Source organism: Paenibacillus sp. 32352 (assembly GCF_002042965.1).
Lineage (GTDB): Bacteria > Bacillota > Bacilli > Paenibacillales > NBRC-103111 > Paenibacillus_S > Paenibacillus_S vulneris.
On the sequence record NZ_MZNT01000016.1, the window covers coordinates 170722 to 189348 of the forward strand.

An 18627-nucleotide genomic window follows, 5' to 3' on the forward strand; every position below is an offset into this window, starting at 1 on the left:
CCAATGGATAGGATACAGAAAATCGTTTCCGAGCTTGATTATGGTACTGGGTACACCATTACTTGCTTAGATCATGATGGTCAAGAAGAATGCTATAATCTTTGGTTAGACAAAGAGGATACGGCATATTGTTTGCAGACCATCTTCATGCTCAACGGAGTGAATGATGAAGTCGGAGAAACGGTCAGGTACAGTAAATCGGAAATAATAAGGAAGCTTAATGAACTATCTTCAAGAGACCAGTTTTCCATTCGAGAAATAGACTAATATTCAAGTTGTCAGGTCATGAGAAGGTAGGTTTTCGGACTATCTAAACATCACAATCGCTAAAAACCCTGCTGATTTTGCTCTATTGGAGCGAAAGGCAGGGCTTTCTTTTGAAAAGCAGAGATATTAGTATCCGCCCCACTGAATATATGATGACAGCTCCGCCGCGGCACATGAATCGTTCAGTTAACGAAAATTTTCATAGTTGTCAGGGTGCGAGAGGGTAGGTTTTCGGACTTATTATCAGTATTTATTAGAAGACGCTATTTATTATTTGTTCTTCTCTGATTTGAACTAGGTTTGATAGAAGTGGTAAAACATGGGGAAGGGTTAGGTTATGAAATAGTAAAGGCTGTCTTGAGTGGGGAAATCATCGAGCCTATTACTTTCCAAAAGGTGAAAGCTTATTGTGAAAGAAGCGGGATCCACGCAAGTGAAAATCATATGAGTGTCATTCTATCAAATGCTACCGAAAATAACCATAGCCCAACATACAAAGTATATTTTGAACGTGTAGGTAAAGGAAAGTATCGAATCCTTCCTGAGTATAGGCGAGAAACAAAGTATTTCTGGCTTAATGTTGATTCAGTAAGTTATGAGTGGTCGTTTTCTGATTTAAAGGTAGGTAGAAGCCAAACCTATTCCAACTTGAATTCCAATGGTAACAGGCGGAAAAACGAGTTGTGTTTTAAATATATCCAAATTGGTGATAAAGCCCTTGCATATGAGACAGGAACAACCAAGGCGATTACAACAATTTGTCAAGTTGTCGATAAGTATGAAGAAAATGGGGAAATCTTAATTGAGTTCCGAAAGATCAGTGACTACGATCTGTTTTTGGAACTGGATTCAATGAAAACAATAAATGAATTAGTGGACTGTGATATTCTTAATAACCACAGAGGGACATTACTGGAGCTTGAAAAGAAACATTTTGATGTTTTGACAAGAAAGCTCGAAGACTTAAACGGCTTCGATAGTTATTACAACGAGCTTAACATGCAAGTGAAGCAATCCTTGGCTGATGGGAATAAGGATAGAATAGCTCGCTTAGATCAACGTACCTCTGTTATCCCTGAAGTCTATGAAATAAGAGCACGGATGTTTAAGCGTAATCCTGATGTAATAGCTGAGGTTCTGGTTAGAGCAAATGGGAAATGTGAAAAATGTGGAAATCCAGCTCCGTTTAATAGAGCATCTGACGGTACGCCTTATCTTGAAGTACATCACAAAAAAAGATTGGCTGATGGTGGAGAAGATACGGTAGATAATGCAATTGCTGTATGTCCAAATTGTCATAGAGAGCTACATTTTGGTTGAGTAATTCCGCCGCTGGCATTGAGTTTTGATCATATATCTGAATCAATGCAGAAAGATTCATATGTCCGTCCATGTGCCGAGCGATTATTAGGCAAGAGCCTCAATATCGCTCGGCTTTTCATTTCCAAATCATTCAGTGTTCTACTTTACAAATATATGTGCAAAGGAGTGTTTGTGGACAAAAGATATAAAAACATCCTGAAACTTGAATTTCACATTGATAAATCAAGTTTACTTGACAAATTAGTGCATTGAGTAAATAATGGTAGTATCTGATTGGGAACGGGAGGGGTATTCATGAAAATGTATCTTGAGAAGTGCATGCTGTTGGACGAGCAAAGGAGTCTGATTGTAAGAGGGATACAAGAGGGCAAAAAGGAGTATCAGTCAATAAAGGCATTGCTTCCATCGTTCACTACAAACACGTATGACCCTCGTTTACAGTACGATGCTGTAAATACGTATGTTGAAAAAATGATCCTGAGTGCCCCTCATACACAGATGAAAGTTTTTAAGAAAAAAGCTGGGTTTCATCCCTACATCGTTATTCACGATATGATAAGAAATATATTTATCTTAGTTTCAAAACTACCTAAGAACAAATACATTTACAATTCGAGCGGGTACAGAGGAGACTTTGCTTCATCGAATTTTGATCGCCTTCTGGATATGGGAGCACCACGAGAAGAATTACTGGGGGATACGATTTATCAACCGTCACTGTTTCTTGGTTCAGAAAATCACCCCTTTGGAATCATAGTAAGTTATGATCGGGATAGTGATATCATTTATGAGGGAGCTTTAAGACCTGATCAGGAGGATTGGATCTACAAGGAAGATATTGCGGATTCCATCATCCTCAATACAAGAGACGTAATTCCACTGAACAACTACCGAGCTTCCGATATCGAACCTCGGCTTAAAACTCCAAAAGAAGACAACGATATTGTAGTTAAATTGAAGAATTCCCCTTCAACTTAGAAAGACTTCAGATTAGGAGCAATTTATCATGAATGTAAAACAAGAGCCACAGTTTAACCCGAAAAGGCTAAGGGAGGCACGTTTAGTACGGGGCATGACAATTAGTGATCTTGCAGAAAAAATTGGGGTATCGAAACAAGCGATATCCCAATTTGAACTGGGAGAGCATTCTCCAAAGCAAGAGACGGTGTTGGCGTTAATCAATACGCTCAAATTCCCAAAAAGCTTTTTTTATCGAGAGTTCAATGAACAATATGTTGGAAACACATTTTTTCGTGCCAATGCTACAGCGACAAAGAAGAGCAAAGAAGTTCAATTTCAAAAGACATTATTAGCGGGGTATGTCTACGAGTATTTATCAGAGTACATCGAATTCCCTGAGCTAAACTTACCCGATAGCTCCCTTTGCCATAATTCCGAGTGGGACAATAATTCAGTTGAGCTATTAGCCGAACAAGTTCGGAATCATTGGGAGCTGGGTGATAAACCAATCACAAATATTGTCCACTTATTAGAGAGAAATGGGGTCATTGTATTTTCAGTAGATACTGACAGTGAAAAGGTCGATGCTTTTTGTCAGCACCGAAAAGGCAGACCATATATTTTTCTTGGTAATGATAACCAATCGGCATTCAGACGGCAATTCGATGGTGCTCATGAATTAGGACACATATTGATGCACAAGGAAATCGATAATCAAGACGTACTTAGCCGAATTGAATTTAAAGAAATGGAGAATCAAGCAAATCGGTTTGCATCAGCTTTGTTGTTGCCAGCAGAGGCATTTGCAAAGACAGTAACCTCAACATCATTGCTACATTTTGTGGAACTGAAGAGATATTGGAATGTTTCAATTGCCGCTATGTTGTACAGGTGTTTAGATTTGAAACTAATTGATGAGAGTAAATACACATCCCTTGTTAAACAAATGTCAATGAAAAAGATGAGGACAAAAGAGCCACTCGATGATGTCTTTCCTCTACAGGAACCTGTAGTTTTAAGGAAAAGCATCTTAATGCTATTGGAGAACAAAATCAAAAATGAATTGCAGTTAATTCAAGAGATATCCGTACCACAAGAATATATCGAAATGCTCTGCAATCTTGACCAAGGCACTCTAAACTATAAAGAACCTGAGCCTACTATAAGGTTGATAAAGAGATGATTTATACCGATATGAAGCTCCAGTTCAAACCTGAACGGAGCTTCTTACATATTATCGTTTCCAAGGAGTATAGTCGAATATTTTGGTGAAGCAGGTGGGATGAAATTGCTCTCAATCGAAGAATATATTGCCCGAAGGAAGAAAGAAGATCAATTGAACGAATTCAGTCTTGCAAACCGCATGGAAAATATGAAGACCTGTGTTAACTATGTATTCGAGTATTTCAATCAATATCTGGATACAACCAAGTTGGATGAGCAGACTGTTTTGAATAATGAACGGCTCGAAAAGTGTAGGAATAGTATTTCGTGCTATGATGAGGAGATCCAGGATTGGCTGGTACATATTTATGACGAGTACAATAAAAAATTGGATCGAGCGATTATCAACTTTCTAAAAAAGGACGAGCTGTTTTACCTTTATTGTACAGAAAGTGAATTCAGAAGCTCGTCATATGAATGCTATGCTCAATTAGTGAAAAAGAATCCTTTTCTGAAAGATCAAACAGAAATGCTATTTTCATTCATAAAGGATTATCATCAGATTCAAAGCCAGCCTAATAATATCAATAAATTACTGATTTCCGATGAAGTGGATCAATGGGTTGAAAAAACGCGGCAGAAGTATAAGGTTGATATATTGGCATTTTGTAGCGATTGGGTTCATCGCTTTTATGACGATAAAGATAGTTGGCCAGTAAGCCATAGAAAAAAGAGCGATGTTCCGTATTGGAAATACGATTATGACTACAAGCAGAGAAGCAACATGTTTAATCTGAATTCACTCTACAGAAGAATATCTGATAAACCATTTATTAAGGGGAAGAAGCAACACCTCGAAGCCATTATGATGTATTTTTGGCTTCATCATATAGAAAGGGACGAGGAGAACTATTGGCAAGAATATGTAAGCAAAATTTCCAATCACTCTGTTCTGCTTGCCAATTAAGCACTTGAACGAAAGGTTCAATATTTATCAGGGGTGGTTACTCTGAAGCTAACTGGGCTTAAAGAATTGTATGCTGATATGAAGACAAACGGGATCAAAAGATATAAGTTTGCGTTTACTTATAACAAGGTCAGTTTCGATATTTTCTTTTTTACTGATGAAATCCCATATAAGTTGATGTTCGGGGTTAAGGCTCATAACTTCTACTTTGAGGTAAATGTGAATAACGGATTTGTCATTGATACCAACATAGGAGATAAATATACTCAGTTACGAAAGATACTTGGGTTACAGTACGATCCCGATAATCCATTCAAGACTTTCTACTTTTTCACTGAATTCAATAAAAGGATTCCTCAGTCAGCGAATGTTCAAAATACTCCTGAACCATCTGATATTGCCTATTATCGGAAAGACGTAGAAGAATGTGACAAAATATACTTTATGGGTTGGAGAGATAACGAGAAGCGTGGAGAGAAAGTCAGTTCTGAGAATCTGTATAAAACAAGATTGCTGTTAGATTATGAGGCGTATTTGATATGTAAGAGGAAAAATATCAGTAGCCGTTGGACACACGATAAAAGTTTAGCTCAAAAAATTCATTTACCCAATTAAACGTAATGATAGGTTCATTTTCTGAGGATCAATTTTCCCGCCGCTGGGTTGGATCCGCAGTAATCTAAGGAGCGATTCATATGGATAACAATGCTCTTGCAGATGAAATTGCACTCTTCATTTCATCCAAAAGAGAAAGTGATTATTGGGATTTTAAAGAAAAATACCATTCCAATAAAGCAAACTTATTGCACGATATCATATGCATGGCAAATAACCGAGCTGATAGAGATGCTTATATAATATTTGGGGTGAGCGACGTTTGCGAAATAAAGGGAGTGGAAGGAGACGAGAATCGAAAAACACAGCAGAATGTGATCGACTTTCTGAAGGCGAAGAAGTTCAGTGGCGGCATCAGACCATCAGTTGAGTTGAAGTCATTGTTCATTCAAGGTAAGCAGATCGACGTTTTGATCGTAAAAAATAGTACAGATACTCCATTTTTCTTAACTGAAGATTACTCTGATCAAGGACGTATTGTACGTGCTAACTACATATACACTCGTGTAGGCGACTCCAACACTGAAATCAATAAAAGTGCAGATATCAATCACATAGAATATCTATGGAAAAAACGGTTCCTGTTAAATAGACCTCCATTAGAACAGATCAAGAATAAATTGCGAACCAAGAGTGAATGGAAAAGAGAAGAGGGAATGTTTTATAACGTATTCAATCCCGAATATACAATAAGCTTAGAATATGATGAAGACTGTGATCAACCTGAGTTCTATTCATATGTGATGACGAATCACAGTACATCATTTGGCATACTGGATATAAGATGTTTCGGTACAAAGATGTTCAGTCAGCAATATGCAGTCCTGGATAGTGGAAGATATCTGACAACTGTTCCCGAATGGGGTTTTATTTCTTTCGAAAAGCACAACCACAGTGAAACATACTCTTACAAATACTTCGTAAAAGATAGCCTGAATTATATCCTTCATGAATTTTTATTGGAAGATGATCATGAAGCGATTTGGGCAAGAAACAGATTTTATGAAGTAGTTGTTACTTTCAATAACGAAGTGGAAAGGGATTTATTCGAGGAATACCTTGTCAGAAATAAACAACAATTTATTGATGAGTTGTGCAAAGAAGAGGATTCTTATGAATGGATTTATTCTGAAAACGAAAGAGAGAAACAACACATTCGTAGCGGGATTAAAACAGGAATTGCGCTAAATAGTCTGCTTGAGAAGTACCGTAGGTTAAAAATGGAACAGTCTCTTTAGTTAAGTAAAAATGAAAAGTTTTAGGGGCGATATTGTGGTAGAAGAAATTAAGTTGAAAGACTTTATAAGCGACAGCATGATATTAGCAACACACGAATGTAGGGTATGCGGCAATCTTGTCGAATTAGCTTTTGAACCATACTCTATTAATTTAGAGGGTAAGTATATCGAGATAGATAGGTTTCCGCAGATGAAATGCACTACTTGTAGTGCCTTGAGGTTGACAGAAAAGTCAAAAAAAGTGGTTCTTTATTTACATGATGAGCTGGACAAGCGAAATCAAGAAAAGGTAATTTCGACGCATCGGCATCTCGGAATAAAATATGATTTCTGCGAAGACGTCGAATTTTCGTATGATTATGAAGACTACCAGAACATACCTGGTTTAACCGCATTGGCGGGTGATGGCTTTCTAACACCTGTATTTTTTAATAAGAATTGTCTTATCTATTTTATGCATCATCCTGAATATGAACTTAACCTTTTTTCTGAATCATATGGCACTCTTCGATATATGGACGATTTTGAAATTCCCTTTGGCATTAATAGTAATGGTAAGGTCGTAATGTGGTTGGGGGATTTAGATAAGCTTAATCAAGACACACTGGACTACTTGAAAATTCATAATGTTGAGTCTGACCATACCCTTATTAATTCGGAATTTTACTTAGGTCAAATGTGTTGCATATTCAGTGAACCGATTGTAGAAAGACAAATCATTAATTTACGAAACAAGCTATATGACAATTTGAAGATTCGGAAAGAACTAAATCTTAATCATCTGGATGAAGAAGTTATAGCAGTATTGGAGGACATTAGGAAGCCTATCACTTATAGCTCCCTTGAAATTAAGCCAGTCTTAAGTGCATTACATAAGATTTTGATTGAATCTGTGAACTTGAAAAACCTCAAATCCTTCTATAGAAGCACCGCTGAGCCTGTAGATAAGGAGCATGGGAAATGGGGAAGCATCAGGTATTATCAGTTTCTTTTGTTGTTGTTAAGTGGAAAAAAATGAAGTTGATGATGAGGTCAAGAAACTAATTGCTCCCTTATATTTACTTAATGATTTAAGGATCCTTTATTTTCATATAATACCAATTGAGAAGCAGGAATCACTGAAACAAAATATTGTATCTACACTTGAATTAGAATCGTTTCAAGCCACGGAGCATATGTATTCGAGATTAGTAAGTCGTTTATATGATTTATTCGAGTACCTTGTCCAAAAATCATGAATGTTATTGCAATAGCCTAATTTCTATCGTAGCATTTGAAATCAATACGTCGGTTCAGTGATCTTCGAATCTCGGAATAGATTCGTTGGAAACATTATGCTTGATTGTTTCATGGAGGAGGGATTCTATCTTTCAACATTTTGAGTTTAATAATAAGAGCTGACCCAGAATGGGAAAACGATAGTCAATGAACTCCCTATTCTCCCTAAACCCAAACCAATCCTACTATGTAAATAGCAATCAAAGTCATCTCAAAGCCTAAATAGTCATACTAAAGCCTAAAAAATCATGTTACGAGCCGAGCGAAATTCAGGTATCCACTCCTGTTTCTCCTCGGCTCTTTTCTCTTCTTCAAAAGGGTCGCAAGACCAGAAACCCCTTGATAAATCTGGTTTTCCTCCGATTTTTTTCTCCGATTGTCTTTATCCCTTTCCCCAGCCTTTCCCTGTCTTTTCCCCTGCTCCTAACACGACTTTAATTGCATTTTTGACACCGATTTTCTCCGTTCTGAACTCGATTTTGCCCCGTTTCTCATCACGACTTTAATTGCGCGGCGGGATAGGGGGAGGGAGGGAGAAAGGCTGGAAAGCCTTGTGGCTGTAAGGTGGAGAGAGGAAAGGGAAAGGTGACATGGGCAGGATGACTATAATTGCTTTTGACAACTGGTATCAAAAATGAGAATGCCTGAAATTTAATCAAAAGGAACAAGGGAAATAAAAACAATAATGTGAATCCTATTTAATCTTCTTGTTAAAGAACATAGGTATTGGAGCAACCGACATCCAAAATAATAGATCATACTAGGTGACTTTACTGCAAATGGTAAGTCTATGAACGCGAAAGTTTAAGTGAAATTAGTTTGAACAGAAATGTTAATTCTGACGTCGCGGGGGCTAATAGTACAGCAACATAAAATCATTAAAAATAGTATGAGTTTATGCTTATCACAGATGGTGTAATTAACAAATTAAGAACGAATCAAACTTAAAAGGTTCGATAAATTAGCTCCTGAAAATCATCCCCTCTACGGTAGCATCTACTTCACCGTGGAGGGGATTTTATGTTTGATTTAGCCGCGGGAATGCCGAAGAACTTCAGTCAATATATTTTTTGCCATATTTATCGTCTGTTCGTCATGTTGTACGAGCAAAGAAACAATTTCTTGAATTACTTTTTCATTGGAGGGAAGCTGCTCATACTGGTAGGAGTACGTGAAAAATTGATGCACACCTACCCCCAAGCCGTCGGCTATTTTTTCTAAATTGATGAGGGAAATATTCTTTTCCGCTCGCTCAACTCCCCCAATATATGAAAAAGTAAATCCACATCGTTCAGCCAGAGCGTTTTGAGATAAGCCCTGCGCCTTCCGGATCTCGCGTATACGTTTTCCCACATTAACCAAAATTTCTGACATTGCTTACACCTCAATTTGAGTGTAGAGGTTACTGTACAAAGGCAAAATAACCTTTAAAGAGTCAAAAAAATAATATTGATAAAAAAAATAGTCAAATGTATAATGGTATATAACATGAGGTACAACTTAATGATCTGAAATAAACGTTTTTAAAAAAATGTTCGAGTTGTTATCCTTTTATTCATTAATAAGATCATATATGTTTTCTAGCCTTTACATTTTATGCAGGGAATAGACCTTATGAGACAGTTCAGAGAGGTTTGAAGTGCTTTCAACTGCAGAAAACGAAGAGCTTTTATCTTAATCCAGGATTAGATGTCCAACTAAGAAGGAGCGGGATATCATCATGAATGGCTCAAAAGTCCGATGGTTACTCCCTAACGATACATGTATTGAAAAGCAGGTCAGCAATATATCGGAGCTTCTGCTTCTTCTTCAGATGGCGAATGTTGTTTCATACGAAGCGATGAGCTACAAAATTGCTCGGATCGAAATGATTCTTGATGATCCTATATGGCTTGCTATCATTCTTGAGTAAGTGGAACTGCAGGTTTGCTAAAGAAGAAACGGGGGGATTTCCAAAATGAATATTTTGGATAACGATTTGAAATGTCAGCGACGTCAATCAACCAGTTAAGCTTGTTGTCGGATATCCAGATTTGGCATGAACAATCTCTGCGATACATATCACAGGCCTTTATTTTTCTTGATCATGACATGCATAAGGAATGCGTGACTCTTGCAGGGATGTCAGTGAAAGCCATGCTTAGAGCACTCTATATCAAGGTTAACGGCAATCACCTTCCGTTCCAGCATTCGTACGAATATATAATAAGGAATCTTCAATCGTGCGGCGAATTGGACTTGAATGCAGAGTTGTTTTTAAATAACCTTCTCTTGTTTGCCGCTCATGATGACAGCTTAATCTCAAATCCGCCGGAAGAGGAACATGTGCGTAAGCTTTTGATGAAGACGGAAAGTATGTTGCAGCATCTATCGGCAAAAGTAGTAGACCGGGACGAATCCTCATATCGATACGTCCTGGCCTGGATAGAATGAAACGACCTCTTGCATTCAGCGAGCCGTGCTAATTGATGAAGGCCCAAAATGCATTAAATAAAATTAGTAGTGATCATGAAAGTAGCTTATTCTATATATTCCAGGACAGGCCAAGGGCAATTGCTCACGAGTGGAATCGGTTGGGGATTCCATGATGATCTAGCGGATTTATTTTACGAATTTGCCGCAGGCTAAATGAGGAAGCTCCAGATCAAGCGTTGCAAAAGCAAGACTTGAACTATTTCAAACGAAGAGATCTAAATAACTGGCGCATCAGATCATCGAGAGCTGGAACAGTAAGAACTTATAGGGCGATATTTCGCTTTTGTAAGTTTTTTCTTTTGTCCACGCGCACGAACATATATTCTCTGACAAGGTGATGTCATTCAACATTTGTATTATGCAAATACGAAGATCTTTTTTCAAATAAGGAGCTGAGAATATGAAAATAGCAACGAATATCATCAATATAGCTGCGTTGATTATTAGTATCGTCGCATTGGTGATTGCACTGGCAAAATAATAAGTCTTCTTTTAGAAGTTCAAAACGTTAACAGAGGATCCTCTTTCCGTAGAAATAAAGACGAGGGGGAATAGATATGCATCCGTTTGTATCGCAAATGAAGAAAGTAGCAGAAACAAATAAGAGTCACAGAGAATCGGCGAAGAAACAGCTTTTTGAGAAGATGAAGCAGCAGCAAGCATCTAACGTGGGGGAAGAGTCAAGCGAAGAAGGAACGATAATTTCGGATACCAAACTGGAACGACTTGTTCAGCAAATAGAACAATTGAAAAGGGTCATTGAAAAATTAGAGAAGGCAGGAGCTGCTAAAACAGAAAAGCTCTCGTCCCTTCAAACGACGAATCAACATTTAAACCGGGATCTGAAGGCGTTCAAGACGGAGCTGTATTTTGCCAAAGAAAAGGATAAAGAGGCTGTGCGGCAGCTTGAGCAGTTGAATGGCCGGATTCGGCAGCTGGAGCTTGTCAATCGACAAAAAAAAGATGAAACCCAGTTAGAGTACCAAAACCTGCTTGAACAAAAAACGAGTGATCTGACGAACAATAATCGTAAGCTTGAGGCAGAGAATTTACAGCTGAAACGGACTATATCTAGATTGGGCTATGAGAATAGCGGCTATAAGTACCAATTAAAAAATGAAATGGAATACAATCTAAACCGGATAAATGGCCTACAGGAGCTTGTTGAGGAGCAGGCTAAGCAAATCAAGTACTTGGAAGAATTAAACGAGATAGGCGCAAACCAGCAGGTTGTGCAGATTTGCGGGACTCTTCTAAAAAAACTGGATTTGCGAAAAGCAAGCCATCAAGCCGCGGCCGAGGAACTGCAAAGAGAATTAAAGCGTATGCTGGAAAAATCGCGCTGCCCCGAGCAACGGTCGCTTGACTTGGACCATAAGCTGTACATACACGGATATGTCGTTCAAGCCGAAGAAGACTATCTTTTCTATGATCTCGAGCAAAGAGTTTACCGTATCCTCACTGATGGAATCGAATTGAAGTCAGATTTGCCCGCAAAAGCGTACCGAATTGATGATGACACGGTGAAGGTGGCCAAGCAATACAGCTATCACTATGCTCCGCAAAGCATCAGCAGGAGAAGAAAGAAGACAAATCCTGCATCAGCACTAAGCACCAAGGAACAGAACTCTCACCAGGCCCCGCTTATCTTCTCCAGGAAGCTTAAGGTACTCGTGCTTGGCGCAAGAAACCGGAATAACTACATCAGAAAGCTGGAAGATTGCAACTTACAGGCGGATTGGTTCGATGGATATGAAGAGAGTCCTGAAGTGTTGAAGCAGAAATGGGGAGCGGCTCAAATTATTATCGTTTGTACTCGTCATGTTCCACACTTTGTGCTGAATATTCTGGATAGGCGAGATAAGCGAGTGGAATGCCTGGCCCAAGATAACGTGAAATCGTTACTAGTCCGTGTTCGTTATACGGCTGTAAAGCTAGGACTTATATAAGTGAGGCTGTAAGGATAGAACAAGGTATCCATCTGAACGAAAGGATAAAGCCTTTGCCTACCCGAGGGAGATGTACAGTAATACGGATCATCATGAATTTTAAAAAAATGAGCCGCTGCATTATATAACTGCAACGGCTCGTTGAGATGAAGAAAAAGAAAGGTGTGGACCAAACTTCCCATATTCAAATAGCGGAATCTGCTCCGCCGCTGTCTATCAGGGGTAACAGTTTTACAAATTAGGTTTCATGATCAGCACATAGCCATCCCGCATCGTGTTGCCCCCGAAATAGCGCATAGAATAAGAATATTGGGGGAAATTCTTCATGATATCTACCACTTCGCTGGCGAGACGAAATCCTGATAGAAGAATAATCGGTTTATTATTAGAAATAATCTTCCGAGCCCCCTGTAGAGCTTTAATATGTCCACCAGTCATATCTAAATGAAGAATCGTTGGGTGGATTTCGCCAGCCAGCATATCTAATGGAATGGAACTCGCTCTAACTGACCGATACTCTTCCTGATCAATGAATCTGGTAAAAAATAACTTCTCATCAAAATCCATCTCCATCTCTTCATTGCTAAGGAGGTATGGAAATACCAGGACCTGATGAGCATTCATGGCATGAATGTGCTCTTTAGTCTTGGTACGTCCTGTCCAAGTCGGTTCAAAAAGGTAAGCTTCTTTCAATTGAGAAACGGTATGAAGATAAGAGTCAGCATCATCTTGGAAACCACATCGACAGTGAACAAGGATATCATTGCTTCTAACTCTAACAAGGTCATTACCAAGAACCTCACCGTCCAGGGCTTTGTAATGTCCCAATACACTACAATGATCCATTTTACTAGTTAGAAAGGCATAGATGAAATCCTCAAACCTCTTCTTGGATATCTCATCGGACAATTTGTCCATCACGTTTAGCAACGCGGTTTCATTTTGTTGCACATTTTCAATCCTGTGAAGATCTAGCGACCGTGGGCGAAAATGGATGTCCAAAAAATAAACGTTATGGTATCCCAATGCGTACAACTGGTCCAAAAAATCCTTATAAAATGTAGATGCAGACCATATAGCAACAACACAAATTGCATTTGGACCTGCTTTTTGTATCGCCTCTTTTGGGGATAAAACCGGGAAATGCAAAATGGAGGTGTTGGCCTTAGACGCGTCGCTGTCCGTTATACAAAAAGGAAAGATTCTTTTATCGAATAAACATTTAAGGGTATCATTGCAGGTAGCACCTGCACCATAAAGAATTAGCGGAGCATCAGACTGCTGCAACAATTCCGAGAGCATCTCAATGGTGATTATTTGTCTTTCAAATGGGCTTTTACCGAGTTTTATGATGTCCTGAAGGGTCATTTTCATGACAGGGGCTCCATTTCTGAAATTTCATTAGCAATGTTAATGCAATACTTATTTATGAATATGTCCTCTTCTGCAAAGAACTTAGTGACCATTGAATTGACGATTCGTTGGCTATTCTTCCCGTCCATTGGACCTAGACAATATCTATCTATTTCTGTAACTGGCCGTAACATTGAGGAGTAATCCGTTATTAGTTTTTCAACAAACTCATATATGTCTTCCATTTTTGATAATAGATTTGTTTGAGACCAGAAAATAAAACTGCAATCATTGGAGGGTACATTACAAATTAGAGCAGGTCGTTTGGATGGAAGGAACTGCATATATAGTGAACCATAGTCTCCAATATATGCGTCAGCAATATATAATGCGGGGAAACTGTCAGAATTTCGATCAACTATAATGCGTTCATTTAAATCAGCAAATAGTTCTTGAAACTCTGGCAAGAAACATAATGGGTGCGGTCTCAGCATAATTAATATGTTACTATATCGTTTAGAGATCTCAGATACTATCTTTAACATGTTATGAATTTTTGATTTAGTATCAACAAAATTAATAGTATCTGAATTAAAAACAGGACTAATGTTCCATAAAATGGTCGTTTTTCCCGATAACAAAGGAAGCCACTCTTCAGGGACTGGTATTTTTGAATCGCCAGAATACATATCGTAAGACATGTCCATTAATGGATGCCCTGTTACAATATCTTGCTTTCCCCAGGATATGCTATTATAGGAAAAGTTTGAGGAACGAAACTGTAACCATGTATAGGGTGTTAAAGTATAACTGCTGTCCAGAAGCATTAAATCAACTGGAATAAGTGAGTATTCAAGAAACATAGTGCGGTTAATTATTGAACTTATCGTTGAGTGTTGGAGATTCAAGGGTTTTATAGATGCTTGACCAAGAAATGAGTATAAAATCAAATCTGGCAAGTCGTGAAAAACATTGTATTCTTGGAATGGAATGTACTCTACCCCAGCATTGTCTAAGAGTTCGACAAGTTGTTCAATTTGCCCGTTCGACTTATATATGTCAGTTGGATAAAAATCAACTGCAATGATCCGAACTTCAACACATGCAAGATTCCGCAGCTGATGATAAACAGCAAGTAAATAGGACGCGGATACGGGTCTAGCAAACAGCATATCAATACGGATTCTCACTAGTAACTTGGTTTCTATTATCAATAATAATCGTTGTAATGAGACTATTAGCAGGTCAGGAGATATTATCTTGATATTGAAGCATATGTTTTCCAAGTGATACGTAAGCACATTTCTTGTTGAACATTCCATGGATTCATCTTGGGTAATCCTGCAGTACAAATCTTGTAATATTCCGTTAATCCAAAGCCTCTTGGTCATGGTCAGTTGTTCATTCTCAAGCATTGATATCATAGCATGACAATCTTGGATTGCCAGTTTGTAGAAACGATAGTGCATATCCGATCCCTCATTTTTGATCAATTAAGCCATATCATACCCACCGCAGACAGGAATAACAGCTCCGTTAATGTAGCTGTTCATGATGACACTATAGCAAAAGTCCGCAATTTCCTCCGGCTGTGCGAATCGTTGCAAAGCGATTTTGTTTTCGATTCGCTGCCTATGGTCCGGCGCTTTACCAAGCTGTGCCGGTGTATCTACAAAACCCGGGCAAACCGCATTGATTCTGATCTGCTTCGCTGCATAAACCTTCACCATGCTGCTGCAAAGCATATGGAGCGCCGCCTTGGAAACACCATAGCTAATAGAGATAGCGTGGGGATGAATTCCCATCATGGCTCCGATACAAACAACAGATCCTTTTTCGGACATATGATCGTACAAGCGCTGCATTAAAAAGAAAGGCATGTTGACATTGGAATCCATAACATGCTGCCATTGCTCAGGTGTAACGTCCTGGAAATCTGTCTTATCCGTAGCGTAGCTGTTCAGAACCAGGTAGTCCAGCCGGGGACAGCGGTTCGTAATCGTTTCGGTTACCGTGTTTACGCCATCCATTTTGGACATATCGGCTTTGATTATATAATAGTTGGGACTAATGCCAGAGAAGATATTTTCTGCAGCACGAGCATTGTCTTCATTGTGAGCGAAGTTTGCAAAAACAAAGCAGCCTTCCTCTAGCAGTTTCTTGGCGATAGCAAGGCCGATACCAGAGGTTGAACCTGTAACAAGCGCGTATTTCACACGTCAGCCCTTCTTTTCTATAACATTTTTAAAGTACAATTGCCACTCCAGTAACTTTTCTTTTCCATTTTTGGCTGATTCCGCAAATTTACCAAAATTTTCCAAGGCTTCTTTACCCATATGACTTTCCTTGGCGAAGACAGGCAAGACTTCAGGCCGAAGTGCGATTTCAAGATATGGTTGTAAACCAAGAGTTGAGATTAGAAGCTCAGCGAAATCACAAGCTTCTTCCAAGGGGCGATTTCTAATCTTAAAAAAGAACATCGCATTGGCGATCAGGCGAAGAGAAGTAATGGCAAGCAATGAATCACCATCTGGGTTATGCTCGGCACATTTTTGGAAAACATCCCAGCGCAGTTGGAAGTCTCGTAAAGTATCCACTGTATTAATTGTATACATTTGAGAACCAGGGCGATTAAAATAAACATAGTAGGCTTGTTTCATTGAACCAGCCGAATTTGCTAGTGAGAAACAGCTCGCATTGAAAACTCCATCTTCACTCATTCTTATCGTTTCATCAAAAAACAGATTGTGCGTTGAAAGAAATTCCCTACGATATAATTTATTCCAAACAGGATTTGCCTGCGTTGATAATACCCATTTATACATAAAATTGCGTCGTGATATATGGGGGATACGGGTAATTTCCTCTGGGTACAACATAAATGTCTGTAGAGACTGTGAATTAGCATTGTCTCTTAGTATACCGCTAACAGCGATATCCAGCGAATGTTGTGTGACAAATGAGTAGAGGTCTGAAAACATTTCCGGCATTACATAATCATCTGAGTCAACGAATCCGATATAATCTCCTTTAGCGTAACGCAGGCCTGTATTACGTACCGCACTTGCTCCATATGCATTACTGTTTAATACTTTCATCCGGATATCTCTTTTAGAATAATCCTCTGTTATCTTGCGGCTTTCTTCATTGGAATTTCTATCTATGACTAAAAGAATTTCAATACCTTTAAGTGTCTGTTTCGAGAGAGAATCCAGACATCGTGGGAGGTAATCCTCTGTATTGTAGACTGGTACAATGATGCTCACAGCGGGATTCATGCAAACCATCCTTTGTCTAATGTGATTTTTTCCTTCTCCAAACATAAACTAAGCAGCTCGTGGAATAATTGTTCTTGTTCAGCAGAAATGTTGTGAATTCGGCAGTAATCCCTTAAGTAACCGTTCTTTTCACATAAAGACAGGTAATATTCGACCTTCTCTCCCAAAAGGAAGCTCATGATAGACTCTTGCAGCTTATCTTCAGGAAGTGATGCCAATTGTCCATAAAAAACGATGCTTCTTATTCTAGTGAATGCATAGATGCTAAGAATAGGAGTGACAAAGCTGCCATTCAGAGTTTCTAGGTATGCTCTGGCAGATTCAAAAACAGAATAAAATATGTTCCCGTGATTTGTATTGCTGGCGCTCTGACGTACAGCGGAATCATCTCTTTGGATATAATTATATAGTGCTTTTCCGACATGTGTTATGCGCGGCATGTATGAACTTAGCATAAGATTAAACAGATGATCTTCGCTATACAACGTATCTGCAAATCGAACGCCAGTTTTTTGGATAAATTCTTTTCGATAAAGTCGGGACCATACATAGTTATTGGGCTTCGGTGCCGCGTTAAATCGGAAGTAGTAATCTGCTAAGCTTTCATTGGAAAGCACAAAGCTTCCCGCTGTAAGCCGGGAGAATGAAGAAACAACACGCTGAGGATAGACCATATTGAGATCACATACAGTAATATCTGCATTCTCGGTTATTGCTGCTGAGTACATAAATTCCAGCATGTTTGGTTCCAAAGTATCATCCGAATCAACGAATGCGATATAAGGGGAATGTGCCTTCTCCAATCCGAAATTTCTTCCAATTCCGGGAGGAGCAAAGACATTTTTATAGTAATGGAATCTCTTATCTTTTCCAACAAATAATTGGGCTATTTCAGCGGTTTTATCCGTAGATCCTGCGTCTACGAGAATAACCTCAAAATCGGTGAAGGTTTGTCTTGCTATAGATTTTAAGCATCTCTCTAAATAGGGTTCTGCATTCCACGCAGGAACCACAATGCTAATTTTGGGTTCTATCATCTGGCCAGTTTCACCTCTCTGTAATTCAAGATGCGTTGATAGTCCTCGATAAAGTCAATTTCCGCCCAGAAATGACCTGCAATATCACTCGTCCAGATGCTGCGTCCGGGGATCATGTTATATAGAATTTGTTCCCACCAGGCGTTGTGCCGCTGAGCTTCGATCATGTAGGTGAGCTCCGCTTTGCATTCCCTTATAAATGGACCTTGGATTTTGGCAAGTCCGACATATTCGCAGTTGGCCTTATTTTTATCCAGTCCTTTACCATATTCACGGACCGCGCCATTTTCAACCCGGAAAAGATAATCACCTTGCTCCACACGGCTGGAATCGGAGAGCATGACGCAGTCCCTCTCATCTTCTAATAAAATCGGGAGCAGGTTTTCTTCCCAAAAAACATCTGCGTTGCCTAAAATAATAGTATCTCCACAGAGCTCTTCCTTGGCAAACCAAAGGGAGGATAAACTGTTCGTAACGGAATAAAAATGATTCTCATGAATCTTGACGGGCAAGCCTTTTAAAGCCTCCATAATACGTTCTTTTTGGTAACCTACAACGATATGTACTTCGATTCCATGCTTAAGGAGCATCTGAACGGTATGCTGGATCAGCGTCGTACCGCCGATATCCAGCGTGCATTTACAATTTCCATCTATATCCCTGCTGATTCTTGTACCGCGCCCCGCGGCCATAAGGATTGCTTTGGTCACAAGCTCCCTCTCC

The 18627-nt window shown here is 39.1% G+C and carries 16 protein-coding genes; 9 read left to right on the forward strand and 7 right to left on the reverse strand.

What is annotated here, in order from left to right:
• The first annotated feature begins 576 nt into the window (after nucleotides 1–576).
• The 7 genes from B1728_RS37075 (at nucleotide 577) to B1728_RS30225 (ending at nucleotide 7552) form a co-directional block, all read left to right on the forward strand.
• A complete protein-coding gene (locus B1728_RS37075) occupies nucleotides 577–1587 on the forward strand; it encodes an HNH endonuclease (RefSeq protein WP_079914142.1) in 1011 nt (336 codons plus the stop codon).
• Between the two features lie 297 nt (nucleotides 1588–1884).
• The gene (locus tag B1728_RS30200) at nucleotides 1885–2568 is read left to right on the forward strand and encodes a hypothetical protein (RefSeq protein ID WP_079914143.1); all 684 of its coding nucleotides are present in this window, start codon (nucleotides 1885–1887) and stop codon (nucleotides 2566–2568) included.
• 28 nt (nucleotides 2569–2596) lie between these two features.
• Nucleotides 2597–3733: an XRE family transcriptional regulator gene (locus B1728_RS30205; protein ID WP_079914144.1), complete on the forward strand. Its 1137-nt coding sequence runs from the start codon at nucleotides 2597–2599 to the stop codon at nucleotides 3731–3733.
• 99 nt (nucleotides 3734–3832) lie between these two features.
• Nucleotides 3833–4681 (forward strand): hypothetical protein, encoded by an 849-nt coding sequence (locus B1728_RS30210; RefSeq protein ID WP_079914145.1) that lies wholly within the window; start codon nucleotides 3833–3835, stop codon nucleotides 4679–4681.
• A gap of 33 nt (nucleotides 4682–4714) precedes the next feature.
• Nucleotides 4715–5296: a DUF6037 family protein gene (locus B1728_RS30215; RefSeq protein WP_079914146.1), complete on the forward strand. Its 582-nt coding sequence runs from the start codon at nucleotides 4715–4717 to the stop codon at nucleotides 5294–5296.
• 80 nt (nucleotides 5297–5376) lie between these two features.
• On the forward strand, nucleotides 5377–6534 hold the full coding sequence (locus B1728_RS30220) for an ATP-binding protein (protein WP_079914147.1): 1158 nt from the start codon (nucleotides 5377–5379) through the stop codon (nucleotides 6532–6534).
• Between the two features lie 34 nt (nucleotides 6535–6568).
• Nucleotides 6569–7552 carry a hypothetical protein gene (locus tag B1728_RS30225; RefSeq protein WP_079914148.1) on the forward strand — a complete coding sequence of 328 codons (984 nt, stop codon included), beginning with the start codon at nucleotides 6569–6571 and terminating at the stop codon, nucleotides 7550–7552.
• Nucleotides 7553–8841: 1289 nt separating this feature from the next.
• Here B1728_RS30225 and B1728_RS30230 read toward each other — a convergent pair.
• Nucleotides 8842–9186, reverse strand: coding sequence for a helix-turn-helix domain-containing protein (locus B1728_RS30230; RefSeq protein ID WP_079914149.1), 345 nt, complete (start codon nucleotides 9184–9186; stop codon nucleotides 8842–8844).
• A 346-nt stretch (nucleotides 9187–9532) separates the two neighbouring features.
• Here B1728_RS30230 and B1728_RS30235 point away from each other — a divergent pair, with 346 nt between their 5' ends.
• Nucleotides 9533–9724 (forward strand): hypothetical protein, encoded by a 192-nt coding sequence (locus B1728_RS30235; protein ID WP_079914150.1) that lies wholly within the window; start codon nucleotides 9533–9535, stop codon nucleotides 9722–9724.
• 1120 nt (nucleotides 9725–10844) lie between these two features.
• Nucleotides 10845–12236: a hypothetical protein gene (locus tag B1728_RS30245; protein ID WP_079914152.1), complete on the forward strand. Its 1392-nt coding sequence runs from the start codon at nucleotides 10845–10847 to the stop codon at nucleotides 12234–12236.
• 231 nt (nucleotides 12237–12467) lie between these two features.
• Here the strand turns inward: B1728_RS30245 and B1728_RS30250 are convergent, their stop codons facing one another.
• Genes B1728_RS30250 through B1728_RS30275 form a run of 6 tightly spaced genes read right to left on the reverse strand, consistent with a single transcriptional unit; the run spans nucleotide 12468 to nucleotide 18614 of the window.
• Nucleotides 12468–13610, reverse strand: a complete 1143-nt coding sequence (locus B1728_RS30250) for a hypothetical protein (RefSeq protein ID WP_079914153.1) — start codon at nucleotides 13608–13610, stop codon at nucleotides 12468–12470.
• Nucleotides 13607–15058, reverse strand: a complete 1452-nt coding sequence (locus B1728_RS30255; RefSeq protein WP_079914154.1) for a CDP-glycerol glycerophosphotransferase family protein — start codon at nucleotides 15056–15058, stop codon at nucleotides 13607–13609. The genes B1728_RS30250 and B1728_RS30255 overlap by 4 nt, the downstream gene beginning before the upstream one ends.
• A 24-nt stretch (nucleotides 15059–15082) precedes the next feature.
• A complete protein-coding gene (locus B1728_RS30260; protein ID WP_079914155.1) occupies nucleotides 15083–15805 on the reverse strand; it encodes an SDR family NAD(P)-dependent oxidoreductase in 723 nt (240 codons plus the stop codon).
• 3 nt (nucleotides 15806–15808) lie between these two features.
• On the reverse strand, nucleotides 15809–16867 hold the full coding sequence (locus B1728_RS30265; RefSeq protein ID WP_179136266.1) for a glycosyltransferase family 2 protein: 1059 nt from the start codon (nucleotides 16865–16867) through the stop codon (nucleotides 15809–15811).
• Nucleotides 16864–17904 (reverse strand): glycosyltransferase family 2 protein, encoded by a 1041-nt coding sequence (locus B1728_RS30270; protein WP_079914157.1) that lies wholly within the window; start codon nucleotides 17902–17904, stop codon nucleotides 16864–16866. The genes B1728_RS30265 and B1728_RS30270 overlap by 4 nt, the downstream gene beginning before the upstream one ends.
• On the reverse strand, nucleotides 17901–18614 hold the full coding sequence (locus B1728_RS30275; protein WP_079914158.1) for a phosphocholine cytidylyltransferase family protein: 714 nt from the start codon (nucleotides 18612–18614) through the stop codon (nucleotides 17901–17903). Before B1728_RS30275 ends, B1728_RS30270 begins: the two co-directional genes overlap by 4 nt.
• Nucleotides 18615–18627 lie beyond the last annotated feature (13 nt).